The following is a 21,108-nucleotide window of genomic DNA, read 5'->3' as shown; positions in this document are numbered from 1 at the left end:
TACGATACAGGGCCGACCCTGCCCAGGCTACTCAGAGCTGGAACTTGCTGACCAATACTTTAAACGAAGTGGCCAGGCGCGACAGGTCCTGGCTGGAGGCGTTGGTCTGATGGGCGCCGGCGGCCGTCTGGGTGGACAGGTCCTGGATGTTCAGCAGATTGCGGTCGACTTCGCGCGCCACCTGGGCCTGCTCCTCGGAGGCGGAGGCAATCACCAGGTTGCGTTCATTGATCTTCGCCACACTGGCGGTGATCCGTTGCAGCGCCTCGCCGGCATTCTGCGCCAGGGCCTGGGTGTCGGTGGCCCAGCTCAGGCTCTTGTTCATGGCTGCGACCGCATCGTCGGCACCGGTCTGCACTTCACCAATCATCTTCTCGATATCCACCGTGGACGTCTGCGTACGGTGGGCCAGCGCCCGCACTTCATCGGCGACCACTGCAAAACCACGCCCTTGCTCGCCCGCACGGGCGGCTTCAATGGCCGCGTTGAGGGCCAGCAGGTTGGTCTGGTCGGCGATGCCACGGATCACATCGATGACCTTGCCGATCTCTCGCACTTGGCTGGCGAGGTCTGCAACCGATTGGGTGGAGTCGTTGATCTCGACCACCATCGAACTCATACCGGACACTGCCTGTTCCACTTGCTGGCGGCCATCTTCGGCCTCGGAGGTGGCCTGGCGTGAGGCTTCAGAGGTCGAGACCGCGTTGCTGGCCACCTCGTCCACGGCTGCGGTCATCTGGTTGACGGCGGTGGCCGCTTGTTGGATCTCATCATTCTGGCGGGTCAGGCCACGGCTGCTTTCATCGGTGACCGCGCTCAGTTCTTCGGCTGCCGACGCGAGCTGATCGGAGGCGTTGGCGATTTCCAACAGGGTGCTTTTCAGGCCGCCCTGCATATCCGACAGCGCCATCAGCAATTGCCCGGCTTCGTCGGTGCGTTCGGTGACGATGGCCTGGGTCAGGTCACCCTTGGCAATGCGCTGTGCGCTTTCGACCGCCTGAGCGATGGGCCGGGTGATCAGGCGGGTGATCAACATGCCAACGATGATGGCAATGAGGAAGGCCAGCACTATGCCGCTGATCATCCACGTCAACGCGCTGTTGCGCAGCTCCTCGGCAGCGATCGCGCCTTCTTTGATCTGGCGGTTATTGGATTCGATCATCACGCGGATCAGCTCGCGCGCCTGGCGGAAGAGTTCATTGTTGGTGGTGTTGAGCAGGGTGCGGGCCTGATCGCCCTGGCCACTGTCGATCAGCGCCATGATGCGTTCGGAACTGCTGATGTAGGAGGGCCACATCTGGTCGAGTTTATCTCCGGCCGCCCGTTCGTCATCTTCCAGTGGGGTTGCGCGATAGGTGGCGTAGGACGCCTGGCTGCGCTTGAGTTCCTGGGCGATGTCCTGGCGCACACGGTCACGATCCTGGGGGGAAACGTCGCCTTTGCTGGCATCCATCAAGCGGTACAGGCCGCGGTTATGGGCGACCAGGCCGTTGAGGGTGGCGGCCGTGTTGCTCACGGACACCAGGTTATTGGAGAAGGTGAGCTCCAGTGCCGAAGAGAGGCGAACCACCCCTTTGATTCCCAGCAGGCCGACCCCTAGGGTGACCAGCGCACACAAGAGAAAGGAGAGCAGCAGTTTGGTTGAGATTTTCATGAGTCGAGTCCGGACGGGGTGGCGATGAGTGCATGCTAGGGCCTCCCTGGCGCCATGCGATGTCATAGTGATATTATGGTAATCAACAAAGTTGCGATCCAGATTAATTTACTGAATCGATACAGCCTGAGTAGATGTATCAAACCGTTACGAAAACGCACCAGATTCCGTTTTTGATGTCAGATGTTTCGTCATTCAGTGAAAGCTGAATGCCGCCCTCCCGCGTCGCTGGAGGTGCTCTTCCGCGGTCCAGGAGGCCGCCATGTATCGACGACTGCTGCTCAGCGCTTTACTCGGTCTGACCCTTTGCGCCTGTGTGCCTTATTACGATGGAGGTGCTACTTACTATCGTTCCGAGGTCTACACCGCGCCGGCACCGGCCTATTACTACGGTGGCCCTGCCTACTATCAATATGGGCGCAGCTACTATGCGCCGCCGCCACGTTACTATTCGGCGCCGCGCTATTACCAACCGGCCCCGCGTTATTATCCACGGCCCGCTTACCGGCCTTATCCAGGCCAGGGCTGGAATAATCGGTGGGGCAATGGCGGGCCGGGCCATGGTGGTGGACGCGGCGGCGGTGGCGGCCATCGTTGACAGGTAATGCCCCCAAGCGGCGCCCCAGGCGCCGCTTTTTTATGCCTGCCGTTCGTCGGCACTGTCATTTCTAACAGCTATCGCAAGCGTTTGATCTGCATTCCACTGCTGGGGACGCCGTTGTGCGTCTCTGAGGAGGCGGTGGGTTTATGGAATGCTCTTTGATCAAACGTGTGTGCTGGTTCTTATTGTTAGCGGGTGGCATCGCGCAAGCGAATGCGGAACAGGGCTGTCCCTACCCTTCATCGGTCAAGTACGTGAGCGGCTATTTTCAAGCGTCGGATAAACACTCTCATTGGCGAAGCCCGAAGGTCGACGCCGATGACTTCGCTGATCGGTTTATCGGTGCGCTCTTCACCCCCGGCCAGGGCAAGGATCGCGAGAACGGCTACCTGGACCGCTGCGTTTATCGGATGGGCAGCGGGCGAAGCCTGGCGTTGCGGTATGACATGCCGGGGGCCCTCAGCACGATGTCGCTGACAAAGTCCCTGCATTGGGAACTCGCCACCGATCCACTCGAACAAGATGTCTACATTTGTCAGGACAGCCAGCCGGACAATTGTGCCTTTACGGTCGGGCGCCAGAATTGATTGCCTGTCAGTAGTCGGACAAGTCCGCCAGCGGGTGCCTGCCTTCCCACACCTTGGTGAAGTGCGCCTGCACCACAGCCTCCGGCACCGTGTTGATCTCGGGCCAATGCCAATGGGGTTGTTGATCCTTGTTGATCAACCGTGCGCGTACGCCTTCGGCAAATTCCGGGTGACGGCAGCAATTGAGGCTCATGGTGTATTCCATCTGGAAGACCTCGGCCAATGACAAGTGCCGGGCGCGCTCGACCTGTTCCCACACCAGATGCGCAGTCAGCGGGCAGCCTTCGGCCAGCGTCTTGCCGGCACGGCTGAACAGCGGGTCGGCGTGGTCGCGCAACAGGTTCAAGGCGCGCCAGGCACAGCGCACATCGCCCACATCCAACCATTCATCGATCTGTGCGCGGCGGGGCAGCCACTGCGCCTCCGGTTGCTGGCTGACGGCTTCCTGGGCCAGTGCCTTGAGCAGGCTGTTGAGCTGCATCGGGGTCTGTTCCTGCCAGTTCAGTTGCAGCAGGCCTTCGATCAGTTCGTCTTGCTGGTCATCGCGCAGGAAACGGTCGGCCAGGCCCAGGTCCAGGGCATCGCGGCCGTTCATATGCGCGCCGGTGAGGCCCAGGAATAATCCCAGCTTGCCGGGCAAGCGTGACAGGAACCAGCTTGCGCCCACATCCGGGTACAGGCCGATGCTGATTTCGGGCATCGCCAAACGGCTGCTGGGGGTGACGATGCGTATTGCAGCGCTTTGCAGCAGGCCCATGCCGCCGCCCAGCACATAGCCGTGGCCCCAGCAGATCAGCGGTTTCGGGTACGTGTGCAGGCGATAGTCGAGGCGATATTCCGCCGCAAAAAAATCGGCGGCCAGTGCCGGCACAACGCCGGGCCGTTCACGGCAAGCCTGGGCCAGGCTGCGTACTTCACCGCCGGCGCAGAAGGCCTTTGGCCCGTTGCCGCGCAGCAGTACGCAGACGATATTCGGGTCTTTGGCCCAGGCATCCAGACGTTCGGTCAGGGCCAGGATCATCGGCAAGGAAAGCGCGTTGAGCGACTTTTCAGCGTCCAGGCTGGCGATGCCAAGGCGGGCGCCGTCGCTGCCGGTCAGCTCTTCGAAGTGCAGGTTCATCGTGACCTCAATCGAGAAAGTGAAGGATCAGTATGATCGGTCCAACGGAAAGTGCCGGTGGTGTGTCAGATCAATTGACAAGCGGGGCCTGCTTTCCTAGGGTTCGCCCATTCTTTCTCTACGCGACGAACACACCATGACCGAAGGCGACCGTATCAAACTCGAACCCAGCTGGAAACACGCCCTGCGGGATGAGTTCGAGCAGCCCTACATGGCCCAACTGCGCGAGTTCCTGCGCCAGGAACACGCTGCTGGCAAAGAGATTTACCCGCCAGGCCCGCTGATTTTCAATGCGCTCAATTCAACGCCTTTGGACAAGGTCAAAGTGGTGATTCTGGGCCAGGACCCGTACCACGGGCCCGGTCAGGCCCACGGGTTGTGCTTCTCGGTGCAACCGGGCGTGCCGACGCCGCCCTCGCTGGTCAATATTTACAAAGAACTCAAGCGCGACTTGAACATCGATATTCCCAACCACGGTTGCCTGCAAAGCTGGGCGGATCAAGGCGTGCTGATGCTCAACACCACCATGACCGTTGAGCGCGCCAATGCCAACGCCCATGCCGGCAAGGGTTGGCAGTTCTTCACGGATCGGATCATCGAAGTGGTCAGCGAACATCAGCCGCACCTGGTGTTCTTGCTGTGGGGCGCCCATGCGCAAAGCAAGCAGAAGCTGGTGGACGCGACCAAGCACCTGGTACTGACGTCGGTGCACCCGTCACCGTTGTCGGCGTATCGCGGGTTCTTGGGCTGCGGGCATTTCAGCCGTGCCAATAAATTTCTTGAGCAGAATGGCGAGACGCCGATTGAGTGGCGGTTGCCGCCGGCTTAAAGCCTGCCGCAATCCAATGTGGGAGCGAGCTTGCTCGCGAAGGCGGAGTGTCAGTCGCCAGATTTATTGACTGATCCACCGCATTCGCGAGCAAGCCCGCTCCCACATTTTGATTTGCGTCAGGGTTTAGGATTTTTCTGGCTGGCGGTTCCAGTACCGGAACAACGGCTCTGCCAGAAACAGCACGAACAACAAACGCATCACCTGCATCGCCGTTACCAATGGCACCGACAGCTGCAGGGTTTCGGCGGTGAGGCTCATTTCGGCGATGCCGCCGGGCATCATGCCCAGGGTGAGTGAGCGCAAATCCAGCTGTGTCAGCGCGCTCAAGCCCACGGCCGCCAGTGTTGCAAGCGCCATGGTCAAGGCCGTGCCGATCAAGGTGCGGCCCATGAACGACGGCGCCCGGCGAAAGAACTGACGGTTGAAATGGCAACCCAAGCCGCTGCCGATCAACCATTGGCCGATCTGGCTGCCGCCGTCGGGCAGGCCGTAGTGCAAATCCCACACAACGCTGGCAGTTGCGCTGACCAACAAGGGCCCAAACAGCCACGGGTTCGGCTGACGTAAACGCTGCCAGCCCCAGGCGACCAGGGCTCCTATCGCAAACAGCAGCGCCAGCCAGCTCCAACTCACCGGCGCCGGATGAAACTGCGGCGCGCCGCCTTCCAGCCAATACTTGAAGATCGCCGGCACGCACAGCACCACCACCAGCACCCGCAGACTCTGGCCCGCCGCGACACGGCTGAGCACCGCGCCATTGCGTGCGCCGAGGTTGACCATCTCACCGGAACCGCCCGGCATGCTGGAGAAGAACGCGGTGGCGCGGTCTTCACCGCTGCGGCGCATCAACCACACGCCGACAATGCTCGACAGGCTGGTGATCAGCGCGCCGAAGAAGATCAGGCCGAAGTGGCTCATGACTTGCTCGATCACCACCGGGGTGAAGTGCAGCCCGATGCCGATGCCCACCACCCATTGGCCGCATTTGCGCCCGCCGGGAATCTCCGCCAGCTGCCACGGCGTGAGGCAGCGCACCAGGATAATCGCCAGCAACGAGCCGACCATATAAGGCAAAGGCCAGCCGACGAGGCTGGCCAGGTAACCGCCGGCCAGGCCGACCAGCGGTGTTGCCCACCATTGCTTAAAGGTGACCTCAGACATCGGCCAGGGCGCGACGCTGCAGGGCACGTTTGCGGTAGATGCGCACCAGCGGGAAGGCCAGCATCAGCGCGGTCAGCACCCACACACCAAAGGTGATCGGGCTGGACCAGAGGATGTCCAGCGCGCCGTTGGAAATCGACAGCGCGCGGCGCAGGTTCTGCTCCATCAGGCCGCCGAGGATGAAGCCCAGCAGCACGGGCGACAACGGGAAGTCCAGCTTGCGCAGGATGTAGCCGAAGATGCCGATGCCGACCATCAGAAACAGGTCGAAGGTGGTGGCGTGAACCGCATACACACCAATCGCGGTGATGATGGCAATCACCGGCACCAGCGCCCAGTTCGGCACAGCAAGGATGCGCGTGAAGATGCGGATCATCGGGATGTTGAGGATCACCAGCATGATGTTGGCGATAAACAACGACGCGATCAGGCCCCAGACGATGTCAGGTTGCTGTTGGAACAGCAGCGGGCCCGGGGTGATGTTGTACAGCGACAACGCGCCGATCATCACAGCGGTGGTGCCCGAACCGGGTACGCCCAAGGTCAGCATCGGCACCAGCGCGCCGCAGGCGGAGGCGCCGATTGCGGTTTCCGGAGCGGCGAGGCCGCGCATGTCGCCCTGGCCGAATTTACCGCTGGCACCGGCCAGGCGTTTTTCGGTCATGTAGGCAACGGCCGAGGCGAGTGTCGCGCCGGCACCCGGCAAGACGCCCATGATGAACCCCAGCAAGCCGCAACGGATGTTAACCACGAAGACTGCAGACGCTTCCTTCAGGTTGAACATCATGCGTCCGGTGGCTTTTACCGCTTCCTGGCCGCGGTGGGTTTTTTCCAGCAGCAACAGGATCTCGCTGATGGAGAACAAACCCAGGACCAATACGACAAACTGAATGCCGTCGGTGAGGTGGATGTTGTCGCCGGTAAAACGGTACACGCCGCTGTTGGCGTCGATGCCGACCGCTGAGAGGAACAGGCCGATCAGCGCCGCCACGAACGTCTTCAGCGGTTTGTCTCCGGCCATGCCGCCGAGGCAGACAATTGCGAACACCATCAGTACGAAATATTCCGCCGGGCCGAAGGCAATCGCCCATTTGGCCAGCAGCGGCGCAAACAGCACCATGCCGCAGGTGGCAATGAACGCACCGATGAACGAACTCCACGCCGACAACGACAGTGCCACACCGGCCAGGCCTTTGCGGGCCATCGGGTAGCCGTCGAGGGTGGTCATTACGGTGGACGCTTCGCCGGGAATGTTCAGCAGGATCGAGCTGATACGGCCGCCGTATTCGCAACCCAGGTAGACGGCAGCGAGCAGGATCAGCGCCGACTCCGGCGGCAGACCCAGGGCAAACGCAATGGGGATCAACAGCGCCACGCCGTTGATCGGGCCCAGGCCCGGCAACAGGCCGACCACGGTGCCGATCAAGGTGCCGCACAGGGCAGTCACCAGGTTGTAAGGGGTCAGTGCAACGCCGAAGCCCTGGCCCAAGTAGCTGAACGTGTCCATATCAGTTCTCCAGAACTTCAAGCAGGCCGAGGGGCAGCGGTACATCCATGGCTTTGTCGAACAGCAGGTAAAGACCGATTGCCATCAAGGTGACGATCACCACGCTGGGTAACCAGCGGCCGCCATACAGGCGCGCCATCGGGATGCCGATCAGCATGCTGCTGAGGATGAAGCCCAGAGGCTCGAACGTGCCGGCAAACACGATCAACAGCGCCACGCAGATGCCGATCTTGATCAGCGTGTCGCGGTCCAGGGCCGGTTCTTCTTCGGTGTGCTTGGTGGGCTGTGGGCGAAACAGCATGTAGATCAGGCCCAGGCTCATCAGCCCGAGCATCAGCAGCGGGTAGGCGCGAGGCCCGACCGGCTCGTAGGAAAACGCCGCCTGATACGGCCACGCCATCAGCGCGAGGCCGGCGCAGACCAGCAGCATGACTGAGGCGAAAATGCGTTGTAAGAGCATGTGAAACTCCTGGGCCGCGCCGCCCGTCGAGGAGGGCGCGGCCGTGCAAAAGAGGGGCGATTACTGGATCAGGCCGAACTCTTTGGCCAGCACTTTGTAGTCAGCCACCTGTTTCTTCACGTAGGTGTCCAGCTCCGGGCCGGTCATGGCGAACGGGAACAGCTCGCGCTGGTCACGCAGTTTGGCGAATTCTTCGGAGGCCAGCAGTTTGTCGAACGCGTCTTTCCACCACGCGTAGTCGGCATCGCTGACTTTTGGCCCGAGGTAGAAGCCGCGTACCACCGGCCAGACGATGTCGTAGCCTTGCTCTTTGGCGGTCGGAATATTCTTCATTTCCGGCTCGTCCAGGCGCTTTTCGGCAAACACGGCGAGCAGGCGCATGTCGCCGCTGAGGATGTGCGGCATGGAGTCGGAGATGTCGGTACTGCCCACCTGGATATGACCGCCGAGCAGTGCGGTGGCGATTTCACCGCCGCCTTCGAGTGCCACATAACGCAGGTCGCGCGGGTTGATACCGGCAGCCTTGGCGATCAGTGCGGTTTGCATCCAGTCCTGGCTGCCGACGGTGCCGCCAGAGCCGATGACGACGCTGCCCGGATCTTTCTTCAGGGCTTTGACCAAATCGTCGAGGTTTTTGTAGGGCGAATCGGCTTTCACCGCGATGGCGCCGTAGCTGGTGCCGACGGCGGCGAGCCAGCGCACGGCGTTTTCATCAAAGCGACCGAACTTGCCTTGGGCCAGGTTCAGCAGCGAACCGCTGGACCACGCTACCAGCGTGCCAGCGTCCGCCGGGCGTTGAGCGACCACCGCGTTATAGGCCACCGCGCCCACGCCACCTGGCATGTAGGTGACGCGCATCGGCTTGCTCAGCAACTTTTCGTTGACCAGCGCGCTTTGCGCCAGTTTGCAGGTCAGGTCAAAGCCACCGCCGGGCGAGGCCGGGGCGATGCACTCCGGGCGCTTGGGTTCGTCGGCGGCCAGCAGTTGGCCGGCGAACAGCATGCAGCCGGCGGCGAGGGCCAATTTACGCAGTGAATAGGTCATGTTTATCTCCGTCGTTGTTGTTATGAGTTGCGACTACCAAAGCGCAATGCTGTAGCTCACCAGCACACGCACTTCGTCGGCATCACGTGCCGAATAGTTGGAGCGGTAGGTGGCGTTACGCAGGCGCAGGGCGACATCCTTGAGCGTGCCGCTTTGCACCACGTAGCGGATCTCGCTGTTGCGCTCCCACTCCTTGCCGGTCTCGCCGTTGCGAAGCCTGATGTTGTCACCCGACAGGTAACGGCTCATGAAACTCAGGCCGGGAATGCCCAGCTTGGCGAAGTCATAGTCGTAGCGCGCCTGCCAGGAGCGCTCTTGTGCGCCGGCAAAGTCGTTGATCTGCACGAAGTTGACCAGGTACGGGTCGCTGCCATCCACGTAGGGAAAGGCGCTGTCGCCGGACATGTGCTGGTAGCCGGCGCTGAGCTTATGGCCATTGAGGGCATAGCTGAACAGGCCGTTGAGGGATGTGTTGTCGATGTTGCCGCCGCGGGCGCTGCCGGTGTCATCACTGATGGCCAGACGCAGGTCGGCGCCGAAAGTGCCGGGGCCCACTGGGCGTGAGGCCACAAGGCCCAGGAAGTGCTGGCGGTACACGTCGTCGAGCTGGGCGAAGTGGTAGCTGCCGGTGATCTTGTCGGCAAACGTGTAGTCCACGCCGCCGAAGTTGAAGTGCTTGCCAGTGGCGCCGCTGACGAAGCGGCTGTTTTTGTTGTTGAGGGCGATGTCTTCGTAGCTGGTGTCGTCACGGTCCTTGGCCTTGTCCAGACGGCCGCCGGTGAACACCAGGTTCTTGAATTCTTTGGAGGTCAGCAGGCTGCCGTTGAAGGTCTGCGGCAGGATGCGCCCGTCGTTGGGCTTGAGGATCGGCAGTTCGGGGATCAGCGCGCCGATTTTCAGTTCGGTGGCGGAGATCTTCACTTTGCCGGTCAGGCCCAGCTTGGAGTATTCGTTGGCGGCGCGGCCGTCGTCGTGGGTCGGCAACAGGCCGGTGCCGGTGCGGTCGGGGCTGGAGTCGAGCTTGACTCCAAGCATGCCCAACGCATCCACGCCAAACCCGACAGTGCCATCGGTGTAGCCCGATTGCAGGTTGAGCATGAACCCCTGGGCCCATTCGTCACGCTTGGATTGCTGGGCACTGGTACCGTCGCGAAAGTCGCGGTTGAAGTACATATTGCGGGTTTCAAGGGTGGCGCTGCTGTCTTCGAAGAAGGCAGCCTGGCTCAATGGCGAAAAGCCGGCAAGGGCGGTGGCACTGGCAAGGGCGGTCTGGGCAAGGCGAGAAAAACGAACAGGCGGGCAAGCCTGTGGCTGTGTCGACAGCATCGTTGTGTACTCCGTTATTGTTCTTATTTTTGCGAAAACGCTTCGAGGCGTTTTTCTGGCACTACGGATCAGGTAGCTCGGCGGGCATAACCCACCGTGGCTGGATGCTAAAGGGCGAAGCTTTCACTAACCTTTCAGTTGCCTTTCAATGTTTTCGGGCTTCACAGGGCAGGCGGCGCCTGTAAACTGCCCCGCAAAGCGTGGCGTCGACCATGCCCGAATGAGGTGAAAATCCATGCGTGTCCTCCTGGTTGAAGACCATTTGCAACTCGCCGAAAGTGTCGCCCAGGCGCTCAAGAGCACGGGTTTGACTGTCGACGTGTTGCACGATGGCGTGGCCGCGGACCTGGCCTTGAACAGCGAGGAATATGCGGTGGTGATCCTCGACGTGGGGCTGCCGCGCATGGACGGTTTTGAAGTGTTGGCGCGTCTGCGCGCGCGTGGGAAAAATCTGCCTGTGTTGATGTTGACGGCGCGCAGTGATGTGAAAGACCGCGTGCACGGCCTGAACCTGGGCGCCGATGACTACCTCGCCAAGCCATTTGAGTTGACCGAGCTGGAAGCGCGGGTCAAAGCGCTGTTGCGCCGCAGCGTCTTGGGGGGTGAGCGCCAGCAAGCGTGCGGCGTGCTGGTCTACGACCTCGATACCCGGCGTTTCACCGTGGGTGGCGAACTGCTGACGTTGACTTCCCGCGAGCAAGCGGTGCTGGAAGCGCTGATCGCACGCCCTGGTCGGGTAATGAGCAAGGAGCAATTGGCGTCGCAGGTGTTCGGCCTGGATGAAGAGGCCAGCCCCGACGCCATCGAAATCTACGTGCACCGCCTGCGCAAGAAGCTCGACGGCCAGCCTATCGCCATCGTGACTTTCCGGGGCCTTGGCTACCTGCTGGAAGCCCGCGATGCATAAGCCCAGCAGCCTGCGCTGGCGCCTGCTGTGGAACCTGGCGCTGTTGCTGGTGGTGTTGATGCTTGCCAGCGGCATGAGCGCCTACTGGAATGGGCGCGAAGCCGCCGACACCGCTTACGACCGCACCTTGCTGGCGTCAGCGCGCACCATCGCCGCCGGCTTGACCCAGGTGGATGGCACCCTGAGCGCGAATGTGCCTTATGTGGCGCTGGACACCTTTGCTTACGACAGCGCCGGGCGTATTTACTATCAGGTCAATGACATTGATCGCAAGCTGATCTCCGGTTACGAAAACCTCCCCGGCCCGCCGCCGGGCACGCCGCGCACGGACGACTACCCGGCGCTGGCGCGGTTTTACAACGCCACCTACCAGGGCCAGCACGTACGCGTGGTGAGTTTGCTCAAGGCTGTCTCCGAACCGAACATGAATGGCATGGCCGAAATTCGCGTTGCAGAAACCGATGAAGCGCGCGAAAGCATGGCCCGTAGCCTGCTGGCCGACACCTTGCTGCGCCTTGGGATGTTGGCCGTCGGCGCATTGCTGCTGGTGTGGTTTGCCGTCAGCGCGGCGCTGCGTCCGCTGGAGCGCTTGCGCACTGCCGTGGAGGAGCGTCAGCCCGACGACTTGCGGCCATTGCCGTTGGTCGAAGTGCAGCATGAGTTCGGTCCCCTGGTGCGCTCCCTCAATCACTTCACCGAGCGCCTGCGCGGCCAGTTCGAGCGCCAGGCGCAGTTTATCGCCGACGCCGCCCACGAATTGCGCACCCCGCTGGCGGCACTGAAGGCGCGTTTGGAACTCGGCCTGCGCAGCGACGCCCCGGCGACGTGGCGCAGCACCCTGGAAACCGCCGCCCAAGGCACCGACCGCCTCACCCATTTGGCCAACCAACTGCTGTCGCTGGCACGCATTGAAAACGGCGCGCGGGCGATTGCCGAAGGCGGGGCGCAATTGCTCGACCTCAGCCAACTGGCGCGGGAATTGGGCATGGCCATGGCGCCGCTGGCGCATGCGCGCGGCGTTGCGCTGGCGTTGGAGGCGGATGAGCCGGTGTGGCTGCGGGGCGAGCCGACCTTGTTGAACGAGTTGCTGAGCAACCTGGTCGATAACGCCCTGGCCCACACACCGCCAGGAGGCAATGTGATTTTGCGGGTTACGGCGCCGGCGATCCTGGAGGTGGAAGATGATGGCCCGGGCATCCCGCTGGATGAGCGGGACCGGGTATTCGAGCGTTTCTACCGCCGCAGCCAACAGGGCATGGGCTCAGGTTTGGGGCTGGCAATTGTCGGTGAGATCTGCCGCGCACATTTAGCGCAGATCAGTCTGCATGACGGCGAGTTGGCGGGGTTGAAGGTGCGCGTGAGTTTTATCGCGGGTTGATCAGTAAAACATCGAGCGCGCTTCATCCAGTTCGGCACACAGGGCATTGCTGTAGGGGTCGACGCGTAGCTTCTGGATCGCCGGCAGGCTGGCAATCGATACATTCGCCAGCGGATGATCGGTGCCCCGGTGGCAGTACAGCACGGCGACTTGCACCAGGTCGATGTAGTCCAGGCTCGCGGAGTCGCGTTCCAGGTCCAGGTATTGCCCTGGCAGCTTCGCGAGCATCTCCGGAAAATCCCAGTCACCCAGCAGTTTGTCGCCCAACAGCGGGTGAATGCTCTCTATTACATGGTTGAGGCTGACCGGGTCGGAGAGCAGTTCGTAACGGTCTTCGGCATAGGCGAGGATCGGCAGCACGCCAATCTGATGCACCAGACCGCCGAGCGCTGCCTGGTCAGGTTTCAGCTGGCTGTGGCTGCGGCACAAGGCATAGCTCACACCTGCTACTTCCAGACTGCGGCGCCACACTTCGCGCATTTTCAAATCGACGACTTCGGAGCGGGCGTGGAAGATCTGCTCCATCACCAGGCCAATGGCCAGGTTGCTGCTGTAGTTGGTGCCCAGCCGGGTGATGGCGGTATGCAGGTCGGTGACTTCCTGGGTCGCGCGCATCAGCGGGCTGTTGACCACTTTGATCAGGCGTGCCGACAGGGCGGTGTCGCGAGCGATCACTTTGCTCAAGTGGCTGATGCTGATTTCCGGGTCTTCGGCGGCCTGACGTATGTTCAGGGCCACTTCCGGTAATGTCGGCAGAACCAGGTCATCGTTGTCGATGGCCGTCACTAAAGCCTGTTGGACTTTTTCCGCCAGCTTGTTCATTCATGTTCTCTAGGGTGCTGCAAAAAAGTGCGGCGATTAACGCTGGATCTCTTTATCGCGATCCAGTTGGTAAGGCAGATCGAGCAACTGCAAGCCCGGGCCTTCCAGGGTGCCTAAGTGCACATCGCCACTGTCGGCAGCTTCGGCCTGCAGCACGGCCAGAAGTTCCACGCATTGGTCAGCTTTTGCTGCAATCACCACCTCACCGATAGCACTGTTGTGGCTGGGCGCGAACAGCGGGGTGCCTGGCTCGGGCAATTCGGTTGCATCAAGACTCAGGCGATACAGGCGACGCTTGAGTTTGCCCAGGTATTGCATGCGCGCGACGATTTCCTGGCCGGTGTAGCAGCCTTTCTTGAAGCTGACGCCGCCGACGGCCTGCAGGTTGAGCATTTGCGGGATAAACAGTTCACGGGTCTGGGGCATGACCTGGCCGATGCCGGCGCGGATCTGGCCCAACAGCCATTGATTCAAGTCAGCAGGTTGCAGCTGTGTGGCCAGCTGAGCGCGCACGGCTTCGGCGTGTTCGACGGGCACCCAGAGTTCGCTGCGGCCAGGGGAAACGCGAATGGCGATCAATGTGTCGCTGCGCGTTACGCTGTCGGTTTCGGCAGGCAGCTCAAGGCCAAGGGAGGCGAGGGCCTGATCCGCGTTCGACAGGCCGAAACGCACCCAGGCGGCGCTTTCGTCGGTGAGTTTGGATTTGGAGAACACCGCGTATTTTTTCAAATCTGCCAGTTGCGGTTCGAGCAGTTCGCTGGCCATGGCCAGGAGCACGCCGTCGCCTTGCAGCAGGATGCGAAAGCTCGACTGCATACGGCCTTTTTGCGTGCAGCGAGCGCCGAGGCTCGCCTGGGTGTCACTCAGGTAATTGAGGTTGCAGGTCAGTTGCCCTTGCAGGAACTTGGCAGCGTCGGCGCCGCGGACGGCAAGCACGCCTTCGTGTGACAAGGGGCAGAAAAAAGCGGAGTCAGCCATGGGTCATCGCAGGTCAAAAAGTCATGGGTGCATCATAGAGGGGCGTCCGGCAAATGGATAGTTTCCGTATGGTGCGACCAAAGCCGACTGGTCCGGTGCTGTCGGGCCTGTATACTTGCGCTCTATTTGAGGAGCGCTCCATGGTCGAAGATGTAGAAATCAATCGCCTCTACTGGCACAGCCGTCGCGGCATGCTGGAGTTGGATGTGTTGCTGGTGCCTTTCACCAAAGAGGTGTATGCGACGCTCAATCAGGTGGACCGCGACCTCTACGTCAGGCTGCTGACTTGCGAAGATCAGGACATGTTCGGCTGGTTCATGGAGCGCGCCGAATCTGAAGATCCGGAGCTGCAGCGCATGGTTCGGATGATTCTGGATCGTGTCCAGCCCAAGTAATCACTTTGAATGCCGCTGGCAGGCCTCACGGCTATTGCTGGCGGCCTATCTGCTTGCCCAGCTGTTCGCGTTGGGCGCCTTGCTGCTTGGGGATCTACCGTTCTACGGCCTCGGCATTCTGTTGTGTCTGGCCCACGCCGTGTGGGTTTTGCCGCGTCATATCCTGTTAAACCACCGTTCGTCGATTCGTGGCCTGCGCCGCGATGAAGACGGCTGACAGCTATTTTGTGATGAGCGCGGCTGGCACCCTGTGCAACTGCGTCCCGACAGCCTGGCATTACCGTTGATCGTGGTGCTGCGCTATCGGGTGCAGGGAGAATGGCGGGTGCGTTCGATCTGCGTGCCCAGGGACGCGCAGGCTGCCGACGTGCATCGGCGCCTGCGGGTTCGCTTGAAGTTCAGCCGCCGTAGGTGGCTGGCACCAGAATAGTGTCGCGGGCATCGGGCAGCATCTGCGGGTAGTCGAGGGTGTAGTGCAGGCCGCGGCTCTCCTTGCGCTCCATGGCAGAGCGGATCATCAGTTCCGCCACCTGCGCCAGGTTGCGCAATTCGATCAGGTCACGGCTGACTTTATAGTTGCTGTAGAACTCGTCGATCTCGTCCAACAGCAACCGCACGCGGTGTTGAGCGCGTTGCAGGCGCTTGTTGGTGCGCACGATCCCCACGTAGTCCCACATGAAGCGGCGCAGCTCATCCCAGTTGTGGGCGATGATGACGTCTTCGTCCGAATCGGTAACCTGACTGGCGTCCCAGCGGGGCAGGGCGGCGGGTACCGGGATGCGGGGCAGTTGTTCGAGGATGTCGGCGGCAGCGGAGCGGGCGTAGACGAAGCATTCGAGCAGCGAGTTGCTGGCCATGCGGTTGGCGCCGTGCAGGCCGGTGAAGCTGGTTTCGCCGATCGCATACAGGCCAGGCACGTCGGTGCGGCCGTGTTGGTCGACCATGACACCGCCGCAGGTGTAATGCGCGGCCGGCACTACCGGGATCGGGCCTTTGGTGATGTCGATGTTGAACGCCAGGCAGCGCTCGTAGACGGTGGGGAAATGGGTCTTGATGAAGGCTTCGGGCTTGTGGCTGATGTCCAGGTAGACGCAGTCGATGCCCAGGCGCTTCATCTCGTGGTCGATGGCGCGGGCGACAATATCCCGCGGCGCGAGCTCAGCGCGAGGGTCGAAGCGTTGCATGAAGCGCTCGCCATTTGGCAGTTTCAGGTGCGCACCTTCACCGCGCAGGGCTTCGGTGATCAGGAAGCTCTTGGCCTGCGGGTGATACAGGCAGGTGGGGTGGAACTGGTTGAATTCCAGATTCGCGACGCGGCAGCCCGAACGCCACGCCATGGCAATGCCATCGCCGCAGGCACCGTCGGGGTTGCTGGTATAGAGATAAACCTTGGCCGCGCCGCCCGAGGCGAGAATGGTGAAGCGCGCGCCGTAGGTGTCGACTTCGCCGCTGGCGCGGTTGAGCACGTAGGCGCCGAGGCAGCGTTCGCCTGCCAGGCCCAGGCGCTTTTCGGTGATCAGGTCGACGGCTACCCGTTGTTCCAACAGCTCGATGTTGGGGCGTTGGCGGGCCTGGTCGAGGAGGGTTTTGAAAATGGCGGCGCCGGTGGCGTCCGCCGCATGGATGATGCGGCGGTGGCTGTGACCGCCTTCGCGGGTCAGGTGGAATTCAAATCCGCCGTCGTCGCTGCCGGCATGCTCGTCGCGGGTGAACGGCACGCCTTGGTCGATCAGCCATTGGATGGCTTCGCGGCTGTGCTCGACGGTGAAGCGTACGGCGTCTTCGTTGCACAGGCCGCCGCCGGCGTTAAGGGTGTCTTCGACGTGGGATTGCACGGTGTCAGTGTCGTCCAGAACTGCCGCGACGCCGCCCTGGGCCCAGAATGTCGAGCCGTTGGCCAGATCGCCTTTACTCAGGACCGCAATGCGCAAGTGGCTGGGGAGCGTCAGCGCCAGGCTCAAGCCGGCCGCGCCACTACCGATCACCAGGACATCGTGTTGAAACTGTTGGCTCATTAGCAGGATTCCGCAAAAAGCGATCCAAAGGGGTGGCGCGAACAGGACGCCTGGATCGGCGAATCAAAGGGTCACACGGGCCACTAGTATATAGAGGGGGGGAGCGGCACAATAGCCGGGCATTCGTGGCAATGTGAGATTACGGTGCGCAGCTTGGGTAAAATCGGCTGGTTATTGAGACGGGAACTTTTTGCATAAGCCCTGACTCAATAGCAGGTTGCCCGAAAGCTGGGAAAACGTTGAGTTTATTGGCCCGTCGGGAGCATTGGACGCGTCAGAAAACCGGCGACAAGATTATTCGCGCAGCCGGCAATGCCCGTGCTGCGTTTTTCGTGTGTGCCAAATCAGTGCGCGCCGGAAACTTGCTTGGAGGGGGAGAACTTTTGCGAAAAGTCCGAGTCTATGTTTGCAAGCCTGATCGTTTAGTTATGCAAGCCTCCTCCAAGTACAACGAGGAGTGTTCATGCTAACCCAGGAAGAGGATCAGCAGCTGGTCGAGCGCGTTCAACGCGGCGACAAGCGAGCATTTGATCTGCTAGTGCTGAAATACCAGCACAAAATTCTCGGGTTGATCGTGCGTTTTGTGCACGACACCCATGAAGCGCAGGACGTTGCACAGGAAGCCTTTATCAAGGCATACCGTGCACTTGGCAACTTCCGCGGTGATAGTGCGTTTTATACGTGGCTATACCGCATCGCCATTAACACGGCGAAGAACTATCTGGTGTCTCGCGGCCGCCGCCCACCAGACAGTGATGTAAGTTCAGAAGATGCAGAATTTTATGATGGTGATCACGGCCTCAAAGATCTCGAGTCGCCGGAGCGTGCATTGCTGCGCGACGAGATCGAAGGCACCGTTCATCGCACAATTCAGCAACTTCCAGAAGATTTACGTACGGCGTTAACTTTACGTGAATTCGATGGTCTGAGTTACGAAGACATTGCGAGCGTCATGCAGTGTCCGGTGGGGACTGTGAGGTCACGGATTTTCCGGGCCCGGGAAGCCATCGATAAAGCCTTGCAACCTTTGTTGCAGGAAAACTAAAGACAGCGGCGACAGCCAAGAGAGGAACCGCCATGAGTCGTGATGCCCTGCAGGAATCGCTGTCCGCAGTGATGGATAACGAAGCGGATGAACTGGAACTTCGTCGAGTGCTCAATGCATTTGATGATGCCGAAACCCGTGATACCTGGTCTCGTTACCAAGTCGCTCGGGCGGTGATGCACAAGGATCTTCTAATCCCTCGTCTGGATATTGCTGCGGCCGTTTCTGCTGCGCTGGCTGATGAAGCCGTTCCGGCAAAAGCTGCTCGTGGTCCATGGCGTAGCCTGGGTCGTTTGGCAGTAGCTGCTTCGGTAACTGTTGCCGTGCTGGCCGGTGTTCGCCTGTACAACCAGGACGAAATAGCCGGTGCCGAACTGGCCCAACAGACTCAGCAACCGGTCATGGCCGGTCCGCAAGTCAAAGGTCCAGCAGTGCTGGCCGGCTATAAGGAAAGCTCCGATACCACCGGCCCTATGGCTAACGGTGTACTTCAAGGGCAATCCGGCTGGCAGGATCAGCGTCTTCCAGGCTACCTGCGCCAACACGCACAGGAATCGGCTTTGAAAGGCACTGAAAGCGCTCTGCCATACGCTCGTGCAGCAAGTCTGGAAAACCGCTAAACCGTTAAGGAGCCCTATGCGCGCCATACCGCTCCTTACGCTTTTGCTCAGTGGTTGTTTTGCACTATCCGCCCATGCCGACGAAGCCCAAGACTGGCTGACTCGACTTGGGCGTGCAGAGCAGCAGCAAAGCTTCGAAGGTACGTTCGTCTACGAGCGTAACGGCAGTTTCTCTACCCACGATATCTGGCACCGTATTCAAGACGGGCATGTCCGTGAGCGGCTCTTGCAACTCGACGGATCAGCTCAGGAATTGGTGCGGGTAGACGGTCGAACCCAATGCGTCAGTGGCGCTCTGGTTGCCGGCCTGGGTAATTCGCCCGAAGTGCCATCGCGCGCCCTTGATCCGCAAAAACTCACTCAACTCTACGAATTGGCCGTCATTGGCAAATCTCGCGTAGCCGGTCGAAATGCGGTGATTATCTCGATCACGCCGCGAGATCAGTATCGGTATGGTTTCGAGTTGCACCTTGATCGTCAAACTGCGTTGCCGCTCAAATCCTTGTTACTTAATGAACAGGGACAATTGTTGGAGCGTTTCCAGTTCACTCGACTGAACACGTCGGTCGCGCTCTCTGACCGAGACTTGCAGCCCAGCGGTGATTGCGCACCTATCGCACTTGCCAATAGCAAGGCGCCTGAAATCCCCGCCACCCATGCGTGGCATTTGGATTGGCTGCCTCCGGGGTTTCAGCTCACCAGCAGTACTGCACGCAAAGATACCCAGACCAAGTCCACTGTCGATAGCCTGATGTATGACGATGGGCTGGCACGTTTTTCGGTGTTTCTTGAGTCGACCGATGGCGCCAGCGTGAGCGAAACCCGTACTCAGCTGGGCCCGACCGTTGCCGTATCGCGCCGCTTGAACACGGTAGAGGGTGAAGTGATGGTGACTGTTGTGGGCGAAATCCCCATCGGCACTGCCGAACGCATCGCGCTGTCGGTGCGCGGTGAAAAAACCACTGCTGCAAAGCCGTGAGTCGTTAATCCTATGTTCATCCTGACCTTTCAATGTGAGCCTGTGCTTGGTTGGAGGCTGGAAGCATGAAACTTCAGGATCAGTATTTTCACTTGCAAAAAATCCCCATGTTTTTTATAGGTCAGGGCTTGTCGGCCCTGGCCTTGTTTTGTTCGCGGAACAAAGATGTCGGTCGCACTTTTCGGCGTTTCTTGAACCCTGTCGCTCAACCCTGCTCGTCGTAACGGGAGCTGTATGTCGATACCACGTTTGAAGTCTTACCTATCCATAGTCGCCACGGTGCTGGTGCTGGGTCAGGCCGTGTCCGCGCAAGCGGCCGAATTGCCTGACTTCACCCAACTGGTGGAGCAGGCCTCGCCTGCCGTGGTGAACATCAGTACCACGCAAAAACTGCCGGATCGCAAAGTCTCGAACCAGCAGATGCCCGATCTGGAAGGCCTGCCGCCAATGCTGCGCGAGTTCTTCGAGCGTGGCATGCCGCAACAGCGTTCCCCGCGTGGCGGCGGCGGTGGCCAGCGTGAGGCACAGTCCTTGGGCTCGGGCTTCATCATCTCGCCTGACGGCTACATCCTCACCAACAACCACGTGATTGCCGACGCCGACGAGATTCTTGTGCGCCTGGCTGATCGCAGTGAGTTGAAAGCCAAGCTGATCGGCACCGACCCACGTTCCGACGTGGCCTTGCTGAAAATCGACGGCAAAGATTTGCCGGTACTGAAACTGGGTAAATCCCAGGACCTGAAAGCCGGCCAGTGGGTAGTAGCGATCGGTTCACCGTTCGGCTTTGACCATACCGTCACCCAGGGCATCGTCAGTGCCATTGGCCGCAGCTTGCCAAATGAAAACTACGTGCCATTCATCCAGACCGACGTGCCGATCAACCCGGGTAACTCCGGCGGTCCGCTGTTCAACCTGGCGGGCGAAGTGGTCGGGATCAACTCGCAGATTTATACCCGCTCCGGTGGCTTCATGGGGGTGTCCTTTGCTATTCCGATTGACGTGGCCATGGACGTTTCCAACCAGCTCAAGAGCGGTGGCAAGGTCAGCCGTGGCTGGTTGGGCGTAGTGATCCAGGAAGTGAACAAGGACCTGGCTGAGTCGTTCGGTCTCGATAAGCCGGCCGGTGCCTTGGTCGCCCAGATCCAGGACGACGGCCCGGCTGCCAAAGGTGGCCTGCAAGTCGGTGACGTGATCCTGAGCATGAATGGCCAACCGATCATTATGTCGGCAGACCTGCCGCACTTGGTCGGTGCACTCAAGGCCGGCAGCAAAGCCAAGCTGGAAGTGATTCGTGATGGCAAGCGCCAGACCGTTGAGCTGACCGTTGGTGCGATCCCGGAAGAGGGCGCCACCCTGGACGCTCTGGGCAACGCCAAACCGGGTGCCGAGCGCAGCAGCAATCGCCTGGGCATTGCCGTGGCTGAGCTGACTGATGAGCAGAAGAAAAGCTTCGACCTTAAAAGCGGCGTAGTGATCAAGGAAGTGCAGGACGGCCCTGCCTCTCTGATTGGCCTGCAGCCAGGTGACGTGATCACTCACCTGAACAATCAGGCCATCGACTCCACCAAGCAGTTCACCGACATCGCCAAGGCGCTGCCGAAGAACCGTTCGGTGTCGATGCGTGTCTTGCGTCAAGGGCGTGCGAGTTTCATTACCTTCAAGCTGGCCGAGTAACTT

At 60.7% G+C, this 21,108-nt stretch carries 20 protein-coding genes and 1 pseudogene; 11 read left to right on the top strand and 10 right to left on the bottom strand.

From position 1 onward, the window contains the following. Positions 1–31 precede the first annotated feature (31 nt). Complete coding sequence (locus tag ACP7B3_RS15040; protein WP_145162868.1) at positions 32–1,654, bottom strand: methyl-accepting chemotaxis protein; 1,623 nt, start codon at positions 1,652–1,654, stop codon at positions 32–34. 262 nt (positions 1,655–1,916) lie between these two features. Here ACP7B3_RS15040 and ACP7B3_RS15035 point away from each other — a divergent pair, with 262 nt between their 5' ends. Together ACP7B3_RS15035 and ACP7B3_RS15030 are read left to right on the top strand one after the other, a co-directional pair. Next, entirely contained in the window at positions 1,917–2,252 is a 336-nt protein-coding gene (locus ACP7B3_RS15035; RefSeq protein WP_242194112.1) for a hypothetical protein, read from the top strand. A 149-nt stretch (positions 2,253–2,401) separates the two neighbouring features. Continuing rightward, a complete protein-coding gene (locus tag ACP7B3_RS15030; protein ID WP_426179424.1) occupies positions 2,402–2,842 on the top strand; it encodes a DUF3757 domain-containing protein in 441 nt (146 codons plus the stop codon). Between the two features lie 7 nt (positions 2,843–2,849). Here ACP7B3_RS15030 and ACP7B3_RS15025 read toward each other — a convergent pair whose 3' ends face one another. Further along, positions 2,850–3,962, bottom strand: coding sequence for an enoyl-CoA hydratase/isomerase family protein (locus ACP7B3_RS15025; RefSeq protein WP_426179422.1), 1,113 nt, complete (start codon positions 3,960–3,962; stop codon positions 2,850–2,852). A 136-nt stretch (positions 3,963–4,098) separates the two neighbouring features. On the opposite strand from ACP7B3_RS15025, the gene ung reads away from it, so the two are divergent. Beyond that, on the top strand, positions 4,099–4,791 hold the full coding sequence (ung, locus tag ACP7B3_RS15020) for a uracil-DNA glycosylase (protein ID WP_145162874.1): 693 nt from the start codon (positions 4,099–4,101) through the stop codon (positions 4,789–4,791). A gap of 126 nt (positions 4,792–4,917) precedes the next feature. On the opposite strand, the gene ACP7B3_RS15015 is transcribed toward ung, so the two are convergent. From ACP7B3_RS15015 to ACP7B3_RS14995, 5 genes are read right to left on the bottom strand one after another with little or no spacing between them, the layout of a single operon-like run. After that, complete coding sequence (locus ACP7B3_RS15015; RefSeq protein ID WP_426179419.1) at positions 4,918–5,955, bottom strand: AbrB family transcriptional regulator; 1,038 nt, start codon at positions 5,953–5,955, stop codon at positions 4,918–4,920. Beyond that, on the bottom strand, positions 5,948–7,462 hold the full coding sequence (locus tag ACP7B3_RS15010; protein ID WP_106577026.1) for a tripartite tricarboxylate transporter permease: 1,515 nt from the start codon (positions 7,460–7,462) through the stop codon (positions 5,948–5,950). Before ACP7B3_RS15010 ends, ACP7B3_RS15015 begins: the two co-directional genes overlap by 8 nt. Before the next feature lies 1 nt (position 7,463). Beyond that, positions 7,464–7,922, bottom strand: coding sequence for a tripartite tricarboxylate transporter TctB family protein (locus ACP7B3_RS15005; RefSeq protein ID WP_242194097.1), 459 nt, complete (start codon positions 7,920–7,922; stop codon positions 7,464–7,466). A 60-nt stretch (positions 7,923–7,982) separates the two neighbouring features. After that, on the bottom strand, positions 7,983–8,966 hold the full coding sequence (locus ACP7B3_RS15000) for a Bug family tripartite tricarboxylate transporter substrate binding protein (RefSeq protein WP_145162879.1): 984 nt from the start codon (positions 8,964–8,966) through the stop codon (positions 7,983–7,985). Positions 8,967–8,999: 33 nt separating this feature from the next. Then, positions 9,000–10,292, bottom strand: coding sequence for an OprD family porin (locus tag ACP7B3_RS14995; protein WP_426179416.1), 1,293 nt, complete (start codon positions 10,290–10,292; stop codon positions 9,000–9,002). A 235-nt stretch (positions 10,293–10,527) separates the two neighbouring features. Between ACP7B3_RS14995 and ACP7B3_RS14990 the strand changes: the two genes are divergently transcribed. Further along, a complete protein-coding gene (locus tag ACP7B3_RS14990; protein WP_083359659.1) occupies positions 10,528–11,199 on the top strand; it encodes a response regulator in 672 nt (223 codons plus the stop codon). Then, complete coding sequence (locus ACP7B3_RS14985) at positions 11,192–12,577, top strand: sensor histidine kinase (RefSeq protein WP_242194093.1); 1,386 nt, start codon at positions 11,192–11,194, stop codon at positions 12,575–12,577. Before ACP7B3_RS14990 ends, ACP7B3_RS14985 begins: the two co-directional genes overlap by 8 nt. Here ACP7B3_RS14985 and ACP7B3_RS14980 read toward each other — a convergent pair whose 3' ends face one another. Together ACP7B3_RS14980 and ACP7B3_RS14975 are read right to left on the bottom strand one after the other, a co-directional pair. Then, complete coding sequence (locus tag ACP7B3_RS14980; protein ID WP_426179413.1) at positions 12,578–13,399, bottom strand: HDOD domain-containing protein; 822 nt, start codon at positions 13,397–13,399, stop codon at positions 12,578–12,580. Between the two features lie 36 nt (positions 13,400–13,435). Next, on the bottom strand, positions 13,436–14,377 hold the full coding sequence (locus ACP7B3_RS14975) for a YgfZ/GcvT domain-containing protein (protein WP_242194089.1): 942 nt from the start codon (positions 14,375–14,377) through the stop codon (positions 13,436–13,438). 140 nt (positions 14,378–14,517) lie between these two features. On the opposite strand from ACP7B3_RS14975, the gene ACP7B3_RS14970 reads away from it, so the two are divergent. Together ACP7B3_RS14970 and ACP7B3_RS14965 are read left to right on the top strand one after the other, a co-directional pair. After that, positions 14,518–14,772, top strand: a complete 255-nt coding sequence (locus ACP7B3_RS14970) for a succinate dehydrogenase assembly factor 2 (protein ID WP_014717362.1) — start codon at positions 14,518–14,520, stop codon at positions 14,770–14,772. Further along, a pseudogene (locus tag ACP7B3_RS14965) lies at positions 14,756–15,202 on the top strand (protein YgfX). The gene ACP7B3_RS14970 and the pseudogene ACP7B3_RS14965 overlap by 17 nt, the downstream one beginning before the upstream one ends. Here ACP7B3_RS14965 and nadB read toward each other — a convergent pair. After that, complete coding sequence (gene nadB / locus ACP7B3_RS14960; RefSeq protein ID WP_426179411.1) at positions 15,171–16,787, bottom strand: L-aspartate oxidase; 1,617 nt, start codon at positions 16,785–16,787, stop codon at positions 15,171–15,173. The pseudogene ACP7B3_RS14965 and the gene nadB overlap by 32 nt on opposite strands. Positions 16,788–17,250: 463 nt before the next feature. Here nadB and rpoE point away from each other — a divergent pair, with 463 nt between their 5' ends. The 4 genes from rpoE (at position 17,251) to ACP7B3_RS14940 (ending at position 21,105) form a co-directional block, all read left to right on the top strand. Continuing rightward, a complete protein-coding gene (gene rpoE, locus ACP7B3_RS14955) occupies positions 17,251–17,832 on the top strand; it encodes an RNA polymerase sigma factor RpoE (protein ID WP_003172477.1) in 582 nt (193 codons plus the stop codon). A gap of 32 nt (positions 17,833–17,864) precedes the next feature. Next, positions 17,865–18,452 (top strand): sigma-E factor negative regulatory protein, encoded by a 588-nt coding sequence (locus tag ACP7B3_RS14950; RefSeq protein WP_003172479.1) that lies wholly within the window; start codon positions 17,865–17,867, stop codon positions 18,450–18,452. A 16-nt stretch (positions 18,453–18,468) separates the two neighbouring features. Then, positions 18,469–19,431 carry a MucB/RseB C-terminal domain-containing protein gene (locus tag ACP7B3_RS14945; RefSeq protein WP_426179409.1) on the top strand — a complete coding sequence of 321 codons (963 nt, stop codon included), beginning with the start codon at positions 18,469–18,471 and terminating at the stop codon, positions 19,429–19,431. Between the two features lie 234 nt (positions 19,432–19,665). Next, complete coding sequence (locus ACP7B3_RS14940) at positions 19,666–21,105, top strand: DegQ family serine endoprotease (protein ID WP_145162895.1); 1,440 nt, start codon at positions 19,666–19,668, stop codon at positions 21,103–21,105. The last annotated feature ends 3 nt before the right edge of the window (positions 21,106–21,108 follow it).

The organism is Pseudomonas sp. TWRC1-2 (genome assembly GCF_049896685.1).
In the GTDB taxonomy this organism is placed as follows: Bacteria; Pseudomonadota; Gammaproteobacteria; order Pseudomonadales; family Pseudomonadaceae; genus Aquipseudomonas.
Note: the sequence above shows the minus strand (reverse complement) of the source record. Positions and strands in the feature narration are given on the sequence as shown.

Excerpts from the sequence above, each read along its gene's own strand:
- nadB (WP_426179411.1), bottom strand. The coding sequence starts at position 16,787 with ATGAGCCAACAGTTTCAACACGATGTCCTGGTGATCGGTAGTGGCGCG.
- ACP7B3_RS15035 (WP_242194112.1), top strand. The coding sequence starts at position 1,917 with ATGTATCGACGACTGCTGCTCAGCGCTTTACTCGGTCTGACCCTTTGC.
- ACP7B3_RS14975 (WP_242194089.1), bottom strand. The coding sequence starts at position 14,377 with ATGGCTGACTCCGCTTTTTTCTGCCCCTTGTCACACGAAGGCGTGCTT.
- ACP7B3_RS14980 (WP_426179413.1), bottom strand. The coding sequence starts at position 13,399 with ATGAACAAGCTGGCGGAAAAAGTCCAACAGGCTTTAGTGACGGCCATC.
- ACP7B3_RS14940 (WP_145162895.1), top strand. The coding sequence starts at position 19,666 with ATGTCGATACCACGTTTGAAGTCTTACCTATCCATAGTCGCCACGGTG.
- ACP7B3_RS14995 (WP_426179416.1), bottom strand. The coding sequence starts at position 10,292 with ATGCTGTCGACACAGCCACAGGCTTGCCCGCCTGTTCGTTTTTCTCGC.
- ACP7B3_RS14985 (WP_242194093.1), top strand. The coding sequence starts at position 11,192 with ATGCATAAGCCCAGCAGCCTGCGCTGGCGCCTGCTGTGGAACCTGGCG.
- ACP7B3_RS14970 (WP_014717362.1), top strand. The coding sequence starts at position 14,518 with ATGGTCGAAGATGTAGAAATCAATCGCCTCTACTGGCACAGCCGTCGC.
- rpoE (WP_003172477.1), top strand. The coding sequence starts at position 17,251 with ATGCTAACCCAGGAAGAGGATCAGCAGCTGGTCGAGCGCGTTCAACGC.
- ACP7B3_RS15000 (WP_145162879.1), bottom strand. The coding sequence starts at position 8,966 with ATGACCTATTCACTGCGTAAATTGGCCCTCGCCGCCGGCTGCATGCTG.
- ACP7B3_RS15040 (WP_145162868.1), bottom strand. The coding sequence starts at position 1,654 with ATGAAAATCTCAACCAAACTGCTGCTCTCCTTTCTCTTGTGTGCGCTG.
- ACP7B3_RS15010 (WP_106577026.1), bottom strand. The coding sequence starts at position 7,462 with ATGGACACGTTCAGCTACTTGGGCCAGGGCTTCGGCGTTGCACTGACC.
- ACP7B3_RS14945 (WP_426179409.1), top strand. The coding sequence starts at position 18,469 with ATGCGCGCCATACCGCTCCTTACGCTTTTGCTCAGTGGTTGTTTTGCA.
- ACP7B3_RS14990 (WP_083359659.1), top strand. The coding sequence starts at position 10,528 with ATGCGTGTCCTCCTGGTTGAAGACCATTTGCAACTCGCCGAAAGTGTC.
- ACP7B3_RS15025 (WP_426179422.1), bottom strand. The coding sequence starts at position 3,962 with ATGAACCTGCACTTCGAAGAGCTGACCGGCAGCGACGGCGCCCGCCTT.
- ACP7B3_RS15030 (WP_426179424.1), top strand. The coding sequence starts at position 2,402 with ATGGAATGCTCTTTGATCAAACGTGTGTGCTGGTTCTTATTGTTAGCG.
- ACP7B3_RS15005 (WP_242194097.1), bottom strand. The coding sequence starts at position 7,922 with ATGCTCTTACAACGCATTTTCGCCTCAGTCATGCTGCTGGTCTGCGCC.
- ACP7B3_RS14950 (WP_003172479.1), top strand. The coding sequence starts at position 17,865 with ATGAGTCGTGATGCCCTGCAGGAATCGCTGTCCGCAGTGATGGATAAC.
- ACP7B3_RS15015 (WP_426179419.1), bottom strand. The coding sequence starts at position 5,955 with ATGTCTGAGGTCACCTTTAAGCAATGGTGGGCAACACCGCTGGTCGGC.
- ung (WP_145162874.1), top strand. The coding sequence starts at position 4,099 with ATGACCGAAGGCGACCGTATCAAACTCGAACCCAGCTGGAAACACGCC.